The organism is Acetobacterium bakii, from assembly GCF_001263355.1.
Taxonomy (GTDB): Bacteria; Bacillota; Clostridia; order Eubacteriales; family Eubacteriaceae; genus Acetobacterium; species Acetobacterium bakii.
Window position 1 is genome coordinate 109276 of sequence record NZ_LGYO01000022.1, and the last position, 18628, is coordinate 127903.

General features: G+C 41.8%; 17 protein-coding genes and 2 tRNA genes. 15 read left to right on the forward strand and 4 right to left on the reverse strand.

The features are described from left to right. Nucleotides 1-263 precede the first annotated feature (263 nt). Nucleotides 264-1403: a 1-propanol dehydrogenase PduQ gene (locus AKG39_RS09430; RefSeq protein ID WP_050740142.1), complete on the forward strand. Its 1140-nt coding sequence runs from the start codon at nt 264-266 to the stop codon at nt 1401-1403. Nucleotides 1404-1470: 67 nt separating this feature from the next. On the opposite strand, the gene AKG39_RS09435 is transcribed toward AKG39_RS09430, so the two are convergent. After that, nucleotides 1471-2328 carry a LysR family transcriptional regulator gene (locus AKG39_RS09435; protein WP_050740143.1) on the reverse strand — a complete coding sequence of 286 codons (858 nt, stop codon included), beginning with the start codon at nt 2326-2328 and terminating at the stop codon, nt 1471-1473. Between the two features lie 203 nt (nt 2329-2531). Between AKG39_RS09435 and AKG39_RS09440 the strand changes: the two genes are divergently transcribed. Both AKG39_RS09440 and AKG39_RS09445 read left to right on the forward strand, forming a co-directional pair. After that, nucleotides 2532-3008, forward strand: coding sequence for a permease (locus tag AKG39_RS09440; RefSeq protein WP_423230039.1), 477 nt, complete (start codon nt 2532-2534; stop codon nt 3006-3008). Continuing rightward, nucleotides 3008-3556: a permease gene (locus AKG39_RS09445; RefSeq protein ID WP_050740145.1), complete on the forward strand. Its 549-nt coding sequence runs from the start codon at nt 3008-3010 to the stop codon at nt 3554-3556. The genes AKG39_RS09440 and AKG39_RS09445 overlap by 1 nt, the downstream gene beginning before the upstream one ends. A gap of 149 nt (nt 3557-3705) precedes the next feature. Here the strand turns inward: AKG39_RS09445 and AKG39_RS09450 are convergent, their stop codons facing one another. Continuing rightward, nucleotides 3706-4008, reverse strand: a complete 303-nt coding sequence (locus tag AKG39_RS09450) for a hypothetical protein (protein WP_050740146.1) — start codon at nt 4006-4008, stop codon at nt 3706-3708. A gap of 152 nt (nt 4009-4160) precedes the next feature. Continuing rightward, nucleotides 4161-4475, reverse strand: coding sequence for a DUF6951 family protein (locus tag AKG39_RS09455; protein WP_050740147.1), 315 nt, complete (start codon nt 4473-4475; stop codon nt 4161-4163). 16 nt (nt 4476-4491) lie between these two features. Between AKG39_RS09455 and AKG39_RS09460 the strand changes: the two genes are divergently transcribed. From AKG39_RS09460 to amrA, 5 genes are all read left to right on the forward strand, one after another. Further along, nucleotides 4492-6804 carry an ATP-dependent helicase gene (locus AKG39_RS09460; RefSeq protein ID WP_242852587.1) on the forward strand — a complete coding sequence of 771 codons (2313 nt, stop codon included), beginning with the start codon at nt 4492-4494 and terminating at the stop codon, nt 6802-6804. Nucleotides 6805-7322: 518 nt separating this feature from the next. Beyond that, complete coding sequence (locus tag AKG39_RS09465) at nt 7323-8552, forward strand: phenylacetate--CoA ligase family protein (RefSeq protein ID WP_050740148.1); 1230 nt, start codon at nt 7323-7325, stop codon at nt 8550-8552. Nucleotides 8553-8652: 100 nt separating this feature from the next. Then, nucleotides 8653-8847 carry a DUF6440 family protein gene (locus AKG39_RS09470; protein ID WP_050740149.1) on the forward strand — a complete coding sequence of 65 codons (195 nt, stop codon included), beginning with the start codon at nt 8653-8655 and terminating at the stop codon, nt 8845-8847. 119 nt (nt 8848-8966) lie between these two features. Continuing rightward, nucleotides 8967-10256 carry a phosphopyruvate hydratase gene (gene eno / locus AKG39_RS09475; RefSeq protein ID WP_050740150.1) on the forward strand — a complete coding sequence of 430 codons (1290 nt, stop codon included), beginning with the start codon at nt 8967-8969 and terminating at the stop codon, nt 10254-10256. A gap of 143 nt (nt 10257-10399) precedes the next feature. After that, nucleotides 10400-11833, forward strand: coding sequence for an AmmeMemoRadiSam system protein A (gene amrA, locus AKG39_RS09480; RefSeq protein WP_050740151.1), 1434 nt, complete (start codon nt 10400-10402; stop codon nt 11831-11833). 104 nt (nt 11834-11937) lie between these two features. Here the strand turns inward: amrA and mutY are convergent, their stop codons facing one another. Beyond that, entirely contained in the window at nt 11938-13038 is a 1101-nt protein-coding gene (gene mutY, locus AKG39_RS09485; protein WP_050740152.1) for an A/G-specific adenine glycosylase, read from the reverse strand. Between the two features lie 313 nt (nt 13039-13351). On the opposite strand from mutY, the gene AKG39_RS09490 reads away from it, so the two are divergent. The 7 genes from AKG39_RS09490 to AKG39_RS09520 all read left to right on the forward strand — a co-directional run bounded on the left by AKG39_RS09490 (nt 13352) and on the right by AKG39_RS09520 (nt 18627). Next, nucleotides 13352-14428, forward strand: coding sequence for a 3D domain-containing protein (locus AKG39_RS09490; protein WP_050740153.1), 1077 nt, complete (start codon nt 13352-13354; stop codon nt 14426-14428). Nucleotides 14429-14630: 202 nt separating this feature from the next. Next, nucleotides 14631-15692, forward strand: a complete 1062-nt coding sequence (locus AKG39_RS09495) for a branched-chain amino acid aminotransferase (protein ID WP_050740154.1) — start codon at nt 14631-14633, stop codon at nt 15690-15692. Nucleotides 15693-15803: 111 nt separating this feature from the next. After that, nucleotides 15804-15892 (forward strand) — tRNA-Ser (locus tag AKG39_RS09500). A 47-nt stretch (nt 15893-15939) separates the two neighbouring features. Further along, a tRNA-Ser gene (locus AKG39_RS09505) sits at nt 15940-16031 on the forward strand. A gap of 383 nt (nt 16032-16414) precedes the next feature. Further along, entirely contained in the window at nt 16415-17596 is a 1182-nt protein-coding gene (locus AKG39_RS09510) for a site-specific integrase (RefSeq protein WP_126981268.1), read from the forward strand. Continuing rightward, a complete protein-coding gene (locus AKG39_RS09515; protein WP_050740156.1) occupies nt 17568-18032 on the forward strand; it encodes an HNH endonuclease in 465 nt (154 codons plus the stop codon). Before AKG39_RS09510 ends, AKG39_RS09515 begins: the two co-directional genes overlap by 29 nt. Before the next feature lie 289 nt (nt 18033-18321). Further along, nucleotides 18322-18627, forward strand: a complete 306-nt coding sequence (locus AKG39_RS09520; RefSeq protein WP_050740157.1) for a hypothetical protein — start codon at nt 18322-18324, stop codon at nt 18625-18627. Nucleotide 18628: the final 1 nt, after the last annotated feature.

An 18628-nucleotide genomic window follows, 5' to 3' on the forward strand; every position in this document is an offset into this window, starting at 1 on the left:
ATAGTCGAATAGTTCACAAAATCGGATATTCGCCACAACTATTTATCCGTATTGATGCAACTTTAAATGCCAAATAGTATTTGGCGTTTTTTTTATGCAAAAATTCTGATACTTAATGGTTCTCATTGAATAAAATTTAGGGATGCGCTATATTTCACATATTATTCTTGCTATAATAATCGTAATTATGAAATTGTGTGCAGAAGGTTCCAGCGACGGGTCCAATGCTTAGAATAAAAATTTATGAAATGTGAGGAAAGCCCATGCGATTTTTTCAAGTAAAACCGGCGATTTATTATGGGGAAGATGCCCTTAATCAAATTGACAATTATAACTTTAAAAAAGTGTGTATTGCCACGGATCAGGGAATGGTTCAGTTCGGCTTATTAAAACTGTTAACGGACAAACTTGATAAAAAAGGAATTGAGTATCATATCTTTTCGGATATTGAGTCGGATCCATCCACCGAAGTGGTGGAAAAGGGCCTAATGCACATTATTATGAAGAAACCCGATGCCTTAATCGCCCTTGGCGGCGGCTCGGTTATTGATGCTGCCAAAGCCATTATCTATTACAATATAAATTTTAAACGGATTTTCTTTGAGGATCAGTATGTTCATAAGCCAACCTTCATTGCCATTCCCACAACCGCGGGAACCGGGTCCGAAGTTACCGAATATGCGGTAATTACCGATAAAAAGAAGAATGTTAAGATTCCTTTAACCGATATTCTGATGATGCCGGATGTTGCCATTTTAGATCCCAAACTGATTGAAAGCGTTCCTCCGGGAGCCACCGCCGCCACCGGTATGGATGTCATGACCCATGCCATTGAAGCATTTATTTCCACCGAAAACAATCCCTTTGCCCGGTGCTATGCAAACAAAGCAGTGGAATTGGTGTTTAGAAGTCTTCACCCCAGTTATGTGAATGGATCGGATCTGGAGTCCAAAAGCAGTATGCAGATTGCCTCCTGTATGGCTGGGATCGCCTTTAACAGTGCCGGTTTAGGGATTACCCATAGTATTGCCCATGCCTTTGGCGCCAATTTTCATATGCCCCATGGTCTGGCCAATGCCATTGTGCTGCCCTATGTCATTAATTTTAATGGCCAGGATGAAAAAGTGCAGCACCAATTTGCCCGGTTGCTGAGCGGTTCCGGAATATCGAACATTTCTGGGAATTCAACGGCCACCCTATTTAATAAAGTGGTGTCTTTAAGTGAATCCTTGAATATTCCGGCATCACTGAAAGTTTTTGGAATTCCGGAAGAGGATTATCTCAAAGCCCGGGAGGAAATGCTGGACAAAGCCATGAATGATATCTGCACCACCACCAATCCGGTGGCTGTTACCCGAGACAGCATGAAAATGGTTATGGATCAGGCCTATTACGGAGTTTAAGTAGAAGCAATCATAGAAATACCAAAGCCTCAGTGTTTTTCACTGGGGCTTTGGTATTTGGTACAATTTATGCTAATAAAGAAATGATATTTGCCAGCAGCAAAGCATTGTCGTTTTTATAAGTGTAGTAGCTCTTGATGGTTGGTGTCTTAAAATCCACTAAGGGAATGGCTATGAGGGCGCGGCTATCAAGATACTGGGAGATTAAACTCAGCGGCAGAAAGCTGTAGCTACGGCCATCCAGCAAGAACGGGATTATTTTGCTGCTATTATCAATTTCAAAGGTAAATTGATGATGTGGCGGAAATAATTCCCGAATAAATAGGCCAACCTTTTGAAGTGCAAAGTTACAGAATAAATAGTCAAGAGAAATTAAGTCCTTTTGACAGATCCCATTAATAAATTCGGTATTCTTTTTATTTGTGACAAGAACCAATTCATCTTCTTTGAACGGCGTACACAGGTAACCTTTTTTATTAAATGGAATATAAGTAAAGGCAATGTCGATTAAGCCATCCTGAAGTAAAGAAAAAAGATCAAAGGAGTGATTGATCACAACCTTAGTTGAGGTGTTTAAATCATTGGACAGCACAGAATGAATAATAGGAAATAAATAGCATTCATAAATGGAATTGGTAGCCCCCAGGCGGATAAGCTTTTGCTTGGAATCCGCTGAATTAATTTGTTGGATCGCCATGTCTTCCAATTCAATGAGTCGTTTGGCATAATTTAAAAATAATTGCCCTTCGAAGGTTAACTCAACCTTTTTTTTATTTCTTAAAAATAGTGGTTTCCCCAAAGATTTTTCTAATTCATTGATCCGATTGGTAACCGTAGACTGGGCAATAAAAAGCAGCTTGCCAGTTTGGGTAAAATTTTTAGTTGCTGACAATTGTATAAAGGTTTTTAAAAGCTGGGTATCCATTGCAGACTCCTTTAATCATAATAACGAATTACTAATATCGGTATAATTCATTTCACAAATTATATAATATCCGATATAATAAATCAATCAATTATAAAACATGGCTGTTCAGGAAAATGGTAAAATAGCAGAAGAACAGATCGGAAAGATGTAAAGCGTTTTCACGGGAACTGAGTTTTAAGGAAAAAAAAGAGGTAAAAATGATAGTGACGATAGTATTCTATGGGTTGGCGGCAATTGGACTGATCGTGTCACTCATTAAAAGCAAAGAGAAAACAAAAATAGCCTTGAAAAAGGCGTGGAAAGCCTTTGACAATATTCTGCCCCAGTTTCTGGGGATTATTCTGCTTATTGGGATCATCCTCAGTCTGCTGACACCACAGCAGATTTCCCAGGTAATCGGTGAAGATTCCGGATGGATCGGTGTTCTGATCGCATCTGTTATCGGCTCCGTCACATTAATTCCTGGTTTTCTGGCCTTTCCCCTGGCGGCCGCGTTATTGGACAACGGCGCCGGGTATATGCAGATCGGGGCTTTTGTTTCAACGCTGATGATGGTTGGCATTGTTACCATGCCGGTTGAGTTTCTCTATTTTGGGAAAAAAGCAACCTTCCTCAGAAACGGCATGGGGTTTGTGTTTTCAATGCTGGTGGCGGTTGTCATGGGGGTGTTATTATAATGAATAAAAAGAGAATGGAAATCCTAAAGAAATATCGTTTTTTTCTGGTGATGCTGGTGGTTTCACTGGTCATTTTGCTCCTCAATCCAGTTTTGGGAAAAAATGTTTACAGATTAACCGTGGACAGCGTTTTTGAGATGCTGGGGGTACTGCCGCCGATATTTGTGTTAATTGGATTACTGGATGTCTGGGTCAAAAAAGAAACCATGGTCAAATATATGGGCAAAGATTCCGGCATTGTGGGTGTTTTGCTCGGCTTCTTCCTGGGAGCTGCTGCTGCCGGTCCGCTCTACGGCGCTTTCCCGGTGGCCGGAGTTTTTCTGAGGAAAGGCAGTCGCCTGGCTAATGTCTTTATTATTGTCGGCGCCTGGGCCTCCATGAAAATTCCACTTTTGCTCTTTGAAGTGTCCTCCATGGGAATGAAATTCACCCTGATCCGTCTGGTGATGGATGTTTTTGGAGTGCTGATTATTGCCTATGCCATGGAAAAAATATTGACCAAGGATGATGAACTTCATATTTATGAGTTGGCAAGAAAAATGGAATAAGAGGTAAAAAAGGAAGCACCCATTGATTCATTCAATGGGTGCTTGTTTAAGGTAGAATAATGACTAGGATCGTAATTTTGATGCTGAACATATGGAAACATCACCGTTTTTCAAGGCGCGTATTCCATAGAAACGTAGTGTTTATAAAATTATAAAAGCATGGAAGCCAGGATTCCGACGAATACAAGTGAAATAACAAAAAGAACGATTTCGACAATAATAACAACAAGACCAATGGTTTTTCCGGTTTTTGCCTTGCCATTTTCAGGATCAGCAGCCAGTTCTTTTTTACCATAAACAAAAGCCAAAATAGCTAAAACAAGAACAGCAAGACCTAGAATCGAAGAAAGTACTTGTCCAATCTGAAAAACGGTAAGCAAAATGTTAACGGCTAGACAAATTAAGGCAATCATGCCAAAGGTATAACCCTTCATTCCAAATTCAAAACTCATAATGATACTCCCTTCCACATCCCAAAAACAGATGTTATTTTTTTGTATCTTTATTATAACTTAAAATTTCATTCTTATCAAGATAAAAACTTGACAAGAATGAAAGTGTGTGCCAAAAAACAAAAGATGCATAAAAGTTTTGAAAGTGTTTATTATTTCGATAATATGACGGTTGCATCCCTGGGTAAGGCTAAACCAGCCGCAACTTCCACAGCCTTGACGATCCCCATGGGAACAGGACAGGCGCCGTGTTTGCAATGGATGCGACAGGCATCATAAATCGGACCTTCACCAACCTTACTAAAGGCACAGACCATACCATCCACCTCTTTAAGATCGTCACCCAGATCTTTAAATGCCGGACAACCTGAAGCAATATCCAGTAAAATATTGCCTCGCCCGGACTTTTCCGCTGTTACAACCGTTGTAAAGCCACAAACGCCACCAAAGATTTCTGCTTTTGCCATTATTTTTCTCCTCCGAATGATTAGAATATTACCTTTGCAGTATACCATGTTTGAAGGTCGATTTCGAATCAATTGTTGTAAATTTTCACCGGAGGATATCTTGCTGGTGGACATGCAGTTAAATCAAACCCGCTGGATTTCCCACCCATTTTCAGATATAATAGAAGCTATGAAAAATTATGAAGACTTCAAACAACACTATAAACTAAATCTCAATGAACAGCAGGCCATGGCAGTGGCCCGTACCAAGGGGCAAACCTTGCTGTTGGCGGTACCGGGAAGCGGGAAAACCACCGTGATTATCTGCCGGATTGCCTATTTGTTAATGGTTGAAAAAATTGATCCCGGCGAAATCCTGACCCTGACCTTTAGTCGCATGGGGGCCCGGGATTTAAAACAACGCTACCAAAAACTTTTTGGGGCAGCCCAGGCCGAAGCCCTGCAATTCAGTACCATCCACAGTTTTTCGCTGTCGGTGATTCGCTACTATGAACGGTGCTTCCACCGCCGGGTCTATGGAGTACTGGGGAATGTGACCCCGGTGGTTCGGGATTTGTATCGGAAAATTTTTGACAGCTTTCCCGGTGAAATCGAGCTCCGGGAGATTATCCAGCAAATCGGTTATTGCAAAAATATGCTGCTAACCGTCAAAGAGATTGAAAAACTCCCCGCCATGGAAATTGACTTTATGAAACTCTACAAAGCCTATGAGGCCTATAAACTGGAACAGAGCCTGATGGATTTTGATGACATTTTAAAATATGCCTGGGGACTGCTCCGAAAATATCCTGAGCTGCTTTTGTTTTTCAGGGAGAAGTATCCCTATATCCACTTAGACGAAGCCCAGGATACCTCCCGGATTCAATTCGAACTCCTGGAGCTGCTAACCGGAAAAACCGGCAACCTCTTTATGGTCGGGGATGAGGATCAGAGTATTTATGGTTTTCGGGGTGCCTTTCCCCAGTCGTTGTTATCTTTTAAAGAAACCTGGGCCCAGGGCGAGGTGCTTTTAATGGAAACCAATTACCGGAGTACCCGGTATATTGTGGATAAAACCAATGCCTTTATCAAGCTGAATAGCGAACGGTATACCAAAGAAATGAAAACACCCAACGCTAATGGTTTACCCATTGTCCGGGAATGGGTAAAATCCAACGAGGCCCAATATCATCTCATCATTGAAGCGATTAAACGCGAAGGCAAAGAAATCGCCGTGCTGTATCGCAACAACGAGTCCGCCATTCCCCTTGTTGATCTGTTGGAACGCGAAGAAATAGCCTATCAGATTAAGGAACATAGCCCCCTGTTTTTTACGCATTTTACCATCAAAGATATCCAGTCCTTTTACCAATTCGCCTGTGATCCAATGAATTATGAGCTGTTCACCCAGATTTGCTTTAAAATGGATGCAGCGATTTCCCGGGAAAGTGTGAATCAGCTGGGTAAAAATCTGGGCCTGAACCAGAATATCTTTGATGTCCTGATTAAAACCAGCGGGGAACGGCCCTGGCAGGTCAAACGCTTCAAAGAATTAAAGGAAGCCTTTCGGCGCCTGGAAAAAGCAACCCCCCAAAAAGGGATTCAAATGATTCTTGATGATTTGGGCTATACCTCTTATTTGAATTTTCGGATCAGCTCCGGTCAGTCCGAAGAAAACATCGAACAAAAGCTGGCGGTACTCAAAACTCTGGGCAGTCGTGTGGATAACTTTCCGGATTTTTTTGATAACCTGAATAATTTAGAACAGCGATTAAGAGAAACCCAGATCCAGGGGAGCAAAAAACCGCGAGTGACCCTTTCCACCCTGCACTCCAGCAAGGGTCTGGAATTTGAAAAAGTATTTATGATCGATGCCATCGAAGGCCAGTTGCCCAGCGTTGTGTCAACGAGTCCGGGAAATGAAAAACTCTATGCCGAGGAGGTCCGGCTTTTTTATGTGGGTGCCACCCGGGCTAAAAAAGAGCTAATTTTTATTTGTGCCCAGAGTAGTGCTAAAACCGGCAAGCCGTCCCAGTTTATTTCCTATTTAATTGATGGCCTGCCCCGGAAAAAAAACGGTAAAGCTGGACCGGGAAGTGGGCCCATCAATAAAAAAGCCCAGTCCTTTGGCAATCCCATGACAAAGTGGCGGGATTTTACCGGATCAGGCCCAGACAACCAGGAGATTGACCTTTCCGGCTATAACAAGGGCACTGTCATTCATCACCAGCGTTTTGGTGCCGGAGAAATTCTGGAACTGGATGGAGCCATCGCCAGCATTCAATTTGAGAAAACCGGCGTCAAGAAAATGAATCTGGCGGTTTGTATTGGCAATGGTGTCATAAAGTAGCATTCCAACCTTGACAAAAATGTGAAAAAAGACTATACTCAGAAAAAGAGAAAACCTGTGATGGTGGAGTAAAACCGATAACGCACTTAAAGAGAGTTGGGGATGGTGAAAACCCGGCAGAAAGCGGATTGGTATAATGGGCACCTGAGGGTGTGAGGAAAGGGCCAGGCCTGAGTATTTCACAACGTTTCATCAACGTTAACGGATGACAAATGTGATGGCATTTGGAAAAGTTTAAGCGCGCATTTTGCGAATAAAGGTGGTACCGTGGGTTATATAACTCATCCTTTTATAGTATGAAAATACTATAAAAGGATGAGTTTTTTGTTTTTAAATGGGAAAGTAAATTAATGAATCGAACAATAATTGCTTTGATGTCAGTTTCCACAAACAATTTTGTAACGTCGAGGCGAGAGTGTCCGACGTAGAGTGTAAAAATTGTTTCGTGCGAAACTGGCAGCGAAGCTCATGGCAGTTTCGCAATTACCTATAACATTATAAACTAGAAGGAGAAAACGATGGAAACACTGAAAAATTTACAGGGCTTAGTCAGCCGACTGGAAGAAAAAAGTCCGTTTTATCAACAGCGCTTTAAAGAAGCAGGGGTGGCTGCGGCGGACATTCACACCATGGCAGATTTTGAAAAGTTGCCCTTTACCGATAAGAGCGATTTGCGTAATTCCTATCCGTTGGGGTTGCAGGCCGTCCCTGACAGCGAGGTCGTTCGGATCCATTCATCATCGGGAACCACCGGGACTCCCGTGATTATTCCCTATACCGCCAAAGATGTGGAAGATTGGGCGATTATGTTCAGCCGCTGTTACCAATATGCCGGCATGACCAATGAGGACCGCATTCAGATTACCCCAGGGTATGGTTTATGGACCGCCGGCATCGGTTTTCAGGCCGGCGCCGAAAAACTTGGGGCCATGGCTATTCCTATGGGACCGGGCAATACCCAAAAGCAATTGCAGATGATGGTGGATTTAAAAACAACGGTGCTGGCATCAACCTCTTCCTATGCTCTGTTATTGGCCGAAGAGGTAGCGCGGCAAAATCTGAGTGGCAAGCTGCATTTGACAAAAGGTATTTTTGGGTCTGAACGCTGGGGCGAAAAAATGCGTAATCGCATCGAAACAGAACTGGGTATCGAGCTGTTTGATATTTACGGACTCACCGAAATTTATGGACCCGGGATCTCCATTGACTGTCCTGAACATCAGGGCATGCATTATTGGTCAGATTATCTGTATTTTGAAATCATCGATCCCGAAACCCTCAAGCCGGTGCCAATGGGAGACTTTGGGGAGCTGGTCATTTCAACCTTTAAAAAAGAAGGGGCGCCGCTGCTGCGGTACCGGACCCATGATATTACCCGGTTTATCCCGGAACCCTGTCCCTGTGGGTCCGTGCATCCAAGGCATGACCGGATCGTGGGAAGAAGCGATGACATGGTGAAAGTCAAAGGCGTTAATATTTATCCGGGACAAATCGATGAAATTTTAAAAAATGTCGATGGTGTCAGCAGTGAGTATCTGGCCACGGTGGATCATAAAGAGGGCAAGGACTGTGTGTTCTTAAGCTTTGAAATTCTCGCTGGTGTTGATCAGGCCAGGGTTGAAAAAGAAGTGAAAAATTCATTTAAATCAAGGGTTGGTTTGAGCATCATCCCCATTGCCAGCCCCATGGGATCCCTGCCAAGGTCCGAGAAAAAAAGTGTTCGGATCGTCGATCATCGATTCGCGTAAAAGAGAGATTGAAAAAATTTATATTGATAAATTGATTTTTTTCTCCGAATTGTATATAATGATGACGGCCTACTTAACTTAAGAGGAGAAAAGGATTAAAATGAAAACAAAAAAACCAAAGAAAAATCGATTTAAAATTGTATTGAATGAAGCTCTTGGAGAAACATCCGGGTGTAAGATCCTTGAAGATACAGATACCGGTATTAATTACCTTTACCACTTTGACACTTTTGGAGCTGGTCTTACTGTCCTCATTGATGAGGAAGGCGAACCTTTGATTGCCCCTGAAAAATAATTAAAAAGGCGCTGAAAAAGTTTTTCTTTTTCAGCGCCTTTTTTCGTGGTTCAAAGATGTTTAAAAAAGAAGATGCTGTGTATATAATATAGTAGATACCATTTAAGTAGGAGGATAAAATGAAATCAATTATTGACGATGTTATTGCAAGAGAAATATTAGATTCCCGAGGGAATCCGACCATTGAGGTTGATGTCTATCTGGAAGGCGGGGCCATGGGCCGAAGCATTGTGCCATCCGGGGCATCCACCGGAGCCTTTGAAGCCGTCGAGCTGCGAGACGGGGATCCGGATCGCTATATGGGTAAAGGTGTTTTAAGAGCGGTGGAAAATGTTGCCTATGCGGCAGAATATATTATTGGCCTGGATGCCACCGATCAGGTCGGTGTGGATGCAGCACTGATTGCCCTGGACGGCACCGCCAACAAAAGCAAACTCGGCGCCAATGCCATTCTGGGTATTTCCATGGCCACGGCTCATGCGGCGGCAAAATCACTGGGATTACCCTTGTTTCGCTATCTGGGTGGGGTTAATGCAAAAATACTGCCAACACCGATGATGAATATTCTAAACGGCGGTGAGCATGCCGATAACAATGTCGATATTCAGGAATTTATGATTATGCCGGTCGGCGCGAAAACCTTTAGAGAAGCAGTTAGGATGGGCGCGGAAGTATATCATCACTTGAAAAAAGTGCTCAGTGATAAGGGCCTGGCCACCGCAGTTGGCGACGAAGGCGGCTTTGCACCGAACCTGGGATCGAATGAAGAAGCCCTGCAGGTAATTGTTCAGGCCATTGAAGCGGCCGGTTATATTCCCGGAGAAGACATTTCCCTGGCCATGGATGTGGCGGCTTCGGAACTATATAATAAAGAAACCGATACCTATACCCTGGCCGGTGAAGGACTTAAAAAAACAGCGGCTGAAATGGTGGATTTCTATGAATTACTCATTGAAAAATACCCCATTATCTGCATAGAGGATGGACTGGATGAAGAGGACTGGACCGGCTGGAAAATGATGACCGATCGTCTGGGTAAAAAGATTCAGCTTATTGGTGATGATATTTTTGTGACCAATACTGAACGCCTCCAGCGCGGCATCGATGAAGGAATTGCCAATTCCATTCTGATTAAAGTAAACCAGATCGGAACCTTGACAGAAACCCTGGACGCTATTGAAATGGCCAAACGGGCCGGCTATACGGTTGTGGTTTCCCATCGTTCCGGGGAAACCGAGGATGTGACCATTGCCGATTTAGTGGTTGCGGTTAATGCCGGCCAGATTAAAACCGGGGCGTTATCACGAACCGATCGGGTGGCCAAATACAATCAGCTCATCCGTATCGAAGAACATCTGGGAAACCTGGCGGAGTATGACGGGTTGGATTCATTATACAGCCTAAAATAATTCCGATTATGAAATGGGCGTTTCTCCTGCGGGCGGAGCGTCTTTCTTTTTTCTGTTTTCAGCATTGTTTTTTAAAGTGTGATAGCATAAAATATGACAAGAAGAATTACGTGAAATAAAAATGATAATAAGGAAGTGAATATATGTACTTAAAAGGTATCGGAATTGCCTCTCATCCGCCGGCATTAATCCCGGAAATTGGACAAGGCCGGGAAGATGACGCCCAAAAAACCACCAGAGGATTAAGAAATCTGGCCCTGAAGGTGGCAGAAATAAAACCGAAAACGATTGTCTGCATTACCCCCCATGGCAATGTATTCAGAGATGGGGTCGCGGTGGTTTATGAGCCGCAAATGACAGGAACCATGGAAAAATTTGGAAATGAAAGTGTTTTCATGGCAAAAGAATGTGATATGGGTCTATTGGATGAACTGAATCTTGCGTTTGCAAGAAACCAGTGTCATACGATTTTTTTAAATGAGTCCATCGCCAAGGAATATGAGATTGAACTCAACCTCGACCACGGTGTTTTTGTGCCACTGTACTTCATTGACAAATATTATCGGGATTATAAAATTGTGCACATTACCATTGGGGAGCTCAGTCTGATTGAGCTGTACGAAATGGGTGGTGCCATCCGTGAAGCCATTGAAGCCCAGGGCACCGACGCCATGATTTTAGTGAGTGCGGATCTGTCCCATTGCCTTAAAACCGAAGGACCCTATGAGTTTAATCCCATGGGTGCGCTGTTTGACGAGAATATTATTTCGGGCATTGAGAAAAAAGATTATTATTCCATTTTAACCATTCCCCACCAGGTTTATGAGCCCGCCGGACAATGTGGTCTGCGTCCGATCGTCATGGGACTGGGGGCCGTGGATGGTCTCGAAACCGAAGCCGAAGTCTTTTCCTATGAGGGCCCTTTTGGCGTCGGATATTTATCAGCCTATATTTCCCTGGTAGAAGGAACCGTTCCCAGTCTCACCAAGCGTTACGAAAAGGATAAGATCATCTCCTATAAAGAAAGACGTTCCAGTGAAGGACCCATCGCCGGACTGGCCCGGGCCACCATTAATTCCTGGGTTCAGCGGGGGCGCAAATTAAATTTTGATAATTACAAAGATCAGGTGGACATTGACCCGGAAATCCTCACCGAACTACAGACAAAACAAGCCGGAGTATTTGTATCTCTTCATAAAAATGGCGAGCTCCGGGGCTGTATTGGAACCACTGGACCGGTCACCGAAAATATTGCCCAGGAAATCATTCGCAACGCCATTGAAGCCGCTGCCTATGACCCCCGGTTTTTACCGGTGGAGGAATCCGAGCTGATGGATCTGGAAATCAAGGTCGATATTCTCGGTGTACCGGAACAGGTAACGGGATTGGCCGATTTGGATGTGAAAAAATACGGTGTGATTGTTGAGAAAGATCTGCATCGGGGGCTTTTATTGCCGGATCTTGAAGGTGTCAACACCCCGGAAGAACAGGTTGCCATTGCACGATCCAAGGCCGGTATCCCGGAAGAAGAAACCGATATTATTCTGAGTCGCTTCGAAGTCGAGCGCCATCGTTAAAAGGGTGCCTTATCGGGTGTTGCACCGCAACGGATAATTGCAAAAAAAATCCCGTTATGGGGATTATCAATTGATAATCCCCATAACGGGAACGAAGGCAGCGGTTATAAAAGGATTAACAGTTTGGAGAAGGCCACCGGCAGGGCCAGGTCATCAATGGCGTCAAGGGATTTAAACTGAGTCCTTATCGGAAGGGTTTCCTTGTCTTTGCCAAAAGTGTAGGATTCCGGGGATTCAAAAACCCCAGATGGCAGTTCAAACTGGTAAAGCTTCATCTCCCAGATAATATGGGAAAAAACATGCCGACTCTCACCAATGAAAACCGGATCAGAAAGCTCAGGAAAATACTCCTCGAGCTTTCTTTTTATGTCCACCCCGGTGTCAGTAGTAGTTTCCACAATGGGGAAGGACCACATCCCAGCTAAAAGACCTGAGCTGGGACGCCTGACAAAGAACAACTCGCCCTGATGCTTTAAGATCCCCACCTCCATTTCTTTGCGAACCTGCTTCTGCTTTTTCTTTTTCACTGGCAGCTCCCCGGTGGTGCCACAGGCAAAGCTTTGACAGCCCAGACGTACCGGGCAGACCAGACATTTGGGGCTTTGAGGGGTGCAGATAACAGCCCCCAGTTCCATCAGGCCTTCATTAAAGTTACCGGCAGCTTCAGGCAGAATTGCTTCAACCCACTGAGTCACGATTTTTTTTGTTTTGGCCTCACCAATATCCATGAAGCTGTTGCAGTAACGGCAGATGACCCGCAGGACATTACCATCCACCGCACTTACCTTTTCATTAAAGGCAATGCTGGCGATGGCACCGCCGGTGTAAGGTCCGATTCCCGGCAGCTTAATGAGACCGGAAAAGGTATCTGGCATGCATCCATCATAATCGCTCATAATGATCTTAGCAGCCTTGTGAAGATTCCGAGCCCGGGAATAATAGCCCAGACCCTCCCAGGCCTTGATGACCTGATCCTCGGTGGCCAGAGCCAAAGCAGCCACATCTGGGAATAATTCAATAAAGTGGGTATAATATGGAATAAGCGTATCGATTTGCGTTTGTTGGGCCATGATTTCAGAAATCCAAATGGCGTAGGGATTCTTTGTCCGGCGAAAGGGCAGGTCCCGTTTAGACCCCTCAAACCAAGTGAGGAGCTCAATTTGGAGAAGGGTAATGAGCTGGGTTTTGTTTTCGGTAGTGAGCATAGTGCCTCCAGTTTTATTTTGCTTATAGCTTGATGCTGTTGTGTTTTTATTGTATAGAACAGGTATCGGAAGCCAATTTCATCAATTAGTGCCAAAGTCCCACAAAAAAAAATATAGCTTGAAAAACCTAGTAGATACCCCCATTATAGCATAGGAATGCGGAAAATCAAGATTGAGAAATGGGAAGTGGTCACCAGATGCCTCCCCGCAACTCATATTATCCTTGACATAAAATGGTCAAGGTGGTAAACTTGGTGTAACAAATATGTATCTATATGTTGTATTTGTGTTGACGAATTGAAAGGTATTATTTATGAAAAATAGAAAAAAATCAAAGGGTTTCCTTAAGAAATACCCTGGCATAAGGATCGGATTCATTGCATTAATCCTGCTCCTGGTTGTCGGGGTTTCCAGTGCCTTTACCATCGAAAAAGACATCCAAGTCAGAGTCGAAGGTAAAGATTACGTGGCAAAAGGAAAATTACTTCAAACCTTAGAGGAAGTTCTCATTGAGAATGACCTGCCGGCCGGCGCTGAGTATCAAACCAGCGTTCCGTTGACAACACTTTTAAAAGATGTTGTTAACGTGGAAATTGAGAAAAAGATTTCAGGAAACCTCATCGTTGATGGGAAAACCATTGCTTTTCTTACCGGTGCTGAAGATATCAGCGGATTACTGAAAGAAAACTACATTGAACTCGATGACGATGACCGGGTTGAACCGGAGGGCAAAACTCTGATTACAACTCAAACCGGAGATATTAAAGTGATCCGGGTAAATGTTGTGGAGTCTGCCAATGATAAAGTCATTCCGATGACAGCCAACATTAAAGAAAACTCGGCTCTTCCCATTGGAAGTCGGACGGTGGTTCAGGTTGGTCAAAATGGACTGAGCAATGTGAAAGAACGCATTCGATACGAAAATGGTGTTGAGGTCGCAAAAGAAGTTCTGGCCAGTAACGTGATTACCCCGGCAGTGGAAGAAATTATTGAAGTAGGACCGGCGACAACCATCAAAATGCCTGAGTCTGTTCAAGTGACATCCACAACCGGAAATGTTAATGTTGAAGCAAGTGCGGCCGGTAACGGCGAAGCAACTGTTAACCAGGAAAGTGGCTTTAAGAGCAGCATGACCGTCAGTGCCACCGCCTATACCGCCACCGGAAATGGGACCGCATCAGGAACCATGCCCGAAGCAGGACGAACCATTGCCGCAGGCAGCGGACTACCCTTCGGAACCCAGGTGTATATTCCAGCCCTTGGCGGAATCTACACTGTCGAAGATCGCGGGGGCGCAGTATCCAACGGTGTCATCGATATTTATATGAACACCCAGGAAGAATGCGTCCAATGGGGAAGACAAAATATTGAGATTTTTATAATGAATTAAGTTAATCCAAAAGCGATGGCGTAAAAGCCATCGTTTTTTTATTGCTTAAAATTTTAACTGGCAAGAATAATCGATTCCGATGATTGTATTTACAAAGAACATTATTCTGGAACTTTACACTTGTATTTTGTATACAAAGCTTGTTATACTTATATATGAGATAAAATTAACAAAGGTTTTACTATGGATTACGGAGGTAAACATGGATATTAAAATTATTAAAACAACACAGCCTAAAGAAAAGCAGGCAGCGGAAAAACTTGCTTTTGGAGTAACGTTTTCAGATCACATGTTTGTGATGGACTATACAGAAGGACAGGGGTGGCATGACCCTGTGATAATGCCCTACGGCCCCATACAGTTGATGCCGTCCTCGATGGTTCTCCATTATGCCCAAGAGGTTTTTGAGGGCTTAAAAGCTTATAAAACACCACAGGGAGAGGTCCAGTTATTCAGGCCTGAAGAAAACTTCAAACGGATGAATCGTTCAAATGAGCGGATGTGCATTCCACAGCTCGATGAGGAATTTGTAATGAATGCTCTGAAGACGCTTGTGAAAATGGATCAAGACTGGATTCCAACCTCACCGGGAACCTCCCTTTACATTCGACCCTTCATTTTTGCCACCGACCCCTTTATTGGTGTGCGGGTATCGCAAACCTATAAATTCATGATCATCATGTCACCGGTCGGATCCTATTACAAAGGCGGACTGGCCCCCTGTCGAATTTATGTCGAAGACGAATACGCCCGAACTGTTCGCGGTGGGACCGGCGAAGCTAAATGCGGCGGTAACTATGCCGGGGGACTGGCGGCTCAGGAAAAGGTCCATGTTAAAGGCTATGAGCAGATTTTATGGCTGGATGGCGAGAAACGACAATACATCGAAGAAGTCGGCACCAGCAATGTGTTTTTTCTAATCGATGGGGTTTTCGTCACACCTTCGTTAGAAGGCACGATTCTTAGTGGGATTACCCGAAAAAGCGTGATTGAGCTATTGAAAAGCTGGGGCGAAACCGTGGTCGAACGGCGTATCACCATTGACGAGTTCTATGAGCTTCATCAACAGGGAAAGATTCAAGAGGCCTTTGCAACCGGAACCGCCGCGGTGATTTCACCCATTGGCACCTTAGGCTGGCAGGATAAGGAAATGACCTTTAATAATGGCGAGATTGGTGAGTATACCCAAAAGATCTATGACACCCTCTATGGGGTGCAAAGTGGTCATATTAAGGACACTTTAAACTGGATTGTTAGAGTATAAGGACTAAAACCCAGGGAATTTCAATATATAAACGATTAATAAAAAAAAGTTTTTCAAAACGCTTGACTTTGGTTCTATTCCTTGGTAGAATTAGTCTTGCATTTTGAATATCGAGAGGTACCGAAGCGGTCACAACGGGGCGGTCTTGAAAACCGTTAGGGTGCAAGCCCACGTGGGTTCGAATCCCACCCTCTCGGCCATCAAATGCTGAGAAAAATTGAATAGAAATACAAACATTATTACCTTTGGAGAAGTACTCAAGTGGCTATAAGAGGTGCCCCTGCTAAGGGTATAGGCCGTTTACGCGGTGCGTGGGTTCAAATCCCACCTTCTCCGCCACCAAGAACTACGCATCAACATTGATGTTAGATAGAAACCTGTTACGTTATGTAGCAGGTTTTTTGTGTTTAAAAACAAAAAGTGAGGGGAATGTCTTTAATTATTTTAAATTTCTGATACAATTGGTACTAACATTAATAAAATTGATTATATCTCATTAAGATGGTAATTAAAAATTGAAATACATCATGGAGTAGTTAAATGACTAAAATTAAATCTTGGGTTTTAAGAAAAAATTATAAGGATACTTTTAATCAGACTATACTTTGCAGGTGTGGCACCCGTTAAACGGAACGACAGCTCTCACTTAAGAAATATTCAGAAAATAAGAAGGAGATTTGTTGCAAAAATAATTATAGGAAAGAAAAATGAGATGGAATCATATGAAAGATTTTAATTTAGAAGAATACAAAAATACAAAAATAAATAAAAAAATAAGAGCTTTTATTGAATACTTATACGAAAAGTTTGGCGTTTCTGATGACGACGGAGAGTTTGACAATGAATATTTTTCTCTGCTTAGTGTAGATGATTTAATTGAAAGTTTGAACTATTATATCGAAAATTATCCTGTCAACGCACAAATAACGGGAGATAATTACATTTCATTTGTAACACGCTTCTTTAAAATGCTTATGGATGATTACGAAATAAAAAATGAAATATTTATGGATATCGGTCTGAAGAATCAATTTTTTATAAAGGCAAAAAAAATCATTTCATCATTAAAAGAAACTGAAAACAAGAGTTGTGCTACTGACGAGCAATATGAAAAATTAAATGAAGGTATAAATGATTTTTTACGGAATAATTTTAGCGTTGACACTATATATGATGGAATTCAAAATTATAATGACGGATTTAAAGCCGGAGCTATTAAAAAACCAAAAAATTATTATCGTTTTGTATCAATTATTCCAATAAAATTAATAATGAAATTTGCACTTGGAAATTCAATCGTTATTTCATTAAAGTTGGAAGATTTGGATATAGAAAATGGTGTACTTACAATAGATAGCGCAATTAGGTTACCTCTTGATGAAGAATTAATTGGCCTTTTAAAAATGTATTTAGAAATTAGAAAATATGTTTTAAGCTTCTGCACAGCACAGGAAAGTAAATTATTTATCAAATATAACGGAGAACCATATTCTAATAAGGAGTATGATGTTTTTTTTAAGATTATGAAAGATTGTATTGGAACACAGTCGGCAGATTTATTTGTGATAAGAAGAATTTCGGAATTACTCGACAAAGGACTTGATATGTTTACTATTGCCAGATTATCTGATAAGTCTAACGAAATGTGTATGAAATTACTTGAAGATAATAATTCAAATACAATGGTTAATGCAAAAATAGAAAAAATATTTAACGATAGAACTATCAATGAAAAATTTAGGGTTAAGAAAAAGGGCTATTTAGAATGTCCTTATTGTGGGAATAATGTTGAAGCAATAAGCGAAGAGTGGGTTTTAGTTCAATTTAAAAAAGATGGTAAAAAACATTTAGCTTGTAAAAAGTGTAGAGGGGAAAATGAAGAATTTAGTATTCAAAACATATGAAATAGAAGAAGTATTAAATCTATATGTTAATAGAAATGGCAAATCGCAATTATGGAATGATTCTGTTGAAAATAAACAAATAAAAATTGACTTATTAGAGGATATAGATATCCCAGAGAAAGAAACAAAAGAGACTACTAATATTAGAATAAAAAGATATCAAAAAATTGTGAAAATATTAAAACAAAAGTATGAATACAAGTGTCAATTATGTGGATATTCTTTTCACATGGATAATGGAAATGATTATTGCGAGGCTCACCACATAAAGATGCTGTCTGATGATGGTTCTCAATCAAAGGAAAACGTTATCATTCTCTGCGCAAATCACCATAAGATGTTTCATTATGCAAGGGATGCAATTAGTATTGGAAAGTTAATTGATAATAAAAGGATTATTAAAATAGATAATGGTCAATTTACAATACAATTCTAACAGTAAATTTATTACAAGTGAAATAAGTAAAAGACAACAGACAATTAACTGCACCTGATCTGAATCTTCAAAAAAATTCCAACCCGGCTGCCTGCAACGGTATGGTTATCCTTATGACATCGTAGTGAAGAATCTCTTATTTCACCATTTGAATTGAAACAATATCAACTCGTTTTGAGGGTATTTGTCACGTTAAGTTTCCTTTCATGTTCAACATTGAGTCATAACTTGACATTATGTCTATTCAGCATTAACATGAAATAGATAAAAAAAGAGGGGAGAAATTACAATGTTTGGTTTATACATCTTAATATTAATACTTATCTGCATCGGTGTTGGTACAGGGTTGGCAACGGCATCTCTTGCCAAAAACAAAGGTTATAGTGAAGAAGTTGGTCTAAATGGTTATTTCTTTGCTGGATTCTTTTTTGGAATCTTCGCAATGATCTATGTCGCGGGTCTACCACTTTCAGAAAAAATGCGAGAAGAAGAACGGATCAAGTTAATTCAAGAAATAAAAAAAATAGGAATAACAAAACAAGAAGTGGTAACAGAAAGAAAAACAGTAATAGCAGATGATTTACCACAATGGTAAC

What these genes read in the sequence shown, in the direction of transcription:
- eno (WP_050740150.1), top strand. Translation starts at nt 8,967, where the DNA reads ATGAAATCAATTATTGACGATGTTATTGCAAGAGAAATATTAGATTCC.
- mutY (WP_050740152.1), bottom strand. Translation starts at nt 13,038, where the DNA reads ATGCTCACTACCGAAAACAAAACCCAGCTCATTACCCTTCTCCAAATT.
- AKG39_RS09435 (WP_050740143.1), bottom strand. Translation starts at nt 2,328, where the DNA reads ATGGATACCCAGCTTTTAAAAACCTTTATACAATTGTCAGCAACTAAA.
- amrA (WP_050740151.1), top strand. Translation starts at nt 10,400, where the DNA reads ATGTACTTAAAAGGTATCGGAATTGCCTCTCATCCGCCGGCATTAATC.
- AKG39_RS09490 (WP_050740153.1), top strand. Translation starts at nt 13,352, where the DNA reads ATGAAAAATAGAAAAAAATCAAAGGGTTTCCTTAAGAAATACCCTGGC.
- AKG39_RS09450 (WP_050740146.1), bottom strand. Translation starts at nt 4,008, where the DNA reads ATGAGTTTTGAATTTGGAATGAAGGGTTATACCTTTGGCATGATTGCC.
- AKG39_RS09495 (WP_050740154.1), top strand. Translation starts at nt 14,631, where the DNA reads ATGGATATTAAAATTATTAAAACAACACAGCCTAAAGAAAAGCAGGCA.
- AKG39_RS09460 (WP_242852587.1), top strand. Translation starts at nt 4,492, where the DNA reads ATGATTAGAATATTACCTTTGCAGTATACCATGTTTGAAGGTCGATTT.
- AKG39_RS09520 (WP_050740157.1), top strand. Translation starts at nt 18,322, where the DNA reads ATGTTTGGTTTATACATCTTAATATTAATACTTATCTGCATCGGTGTT.
- AKG39_RS09465 (WP_050740148.1), top strand. Translation starts at nt 7,323, where the DNA reads ATGGAAACACTGAAAAATTTACAGGGCTTAGTCAGCCGACTGGAAGAA.
- AKG39_RS09430 (WP_050740142.1), top strand. Translation starts at nt 264, where the DNA reads ATGCGATTTTTTCAAGTAAAACCGGCGATTTATTATGGGGAAGATGCC.
- AKG39_RS09515 (WP_050740156.1), top strand. Translation starts at nt 17,568, where the DNA reads ATGAAGAATTTAGTATTCAAAACATATGAAATAGAAGAAGTATTAAAT.
- AKG39_RS09510 (WP_126981268.1), top strand. Translation starts at nt 16,415, where the DNA reads ATGAAAGATTTTAATTTAGAAGAATACAAAAATACAAAAATAAATAAA.
- AKG39_RS09445 (WP_050740145.1), top strand. Translation starts at nt 3,008, where the DNA reads ATGAATAAAAAGAGAATGGAAATCCTAAAGAAATATCGTTTTTTTCTG.
- AKG39_RS09470 (WP_050740149.1), top strand. Translation starts at nt 8,653, where the DNA reads ATGAAAACAAAAAAACCAAAGAAAAATCGATTTAAAATTGTATTGAAT.
- AKG39_RS09455 (WP_050740147.1), bottom strand. Translation starts at nt 4,475, where the DNA reads ATGGCAAAAGCAGAAATCTTTGGTGGCGTTTGTGGCTTTACAACGGTT.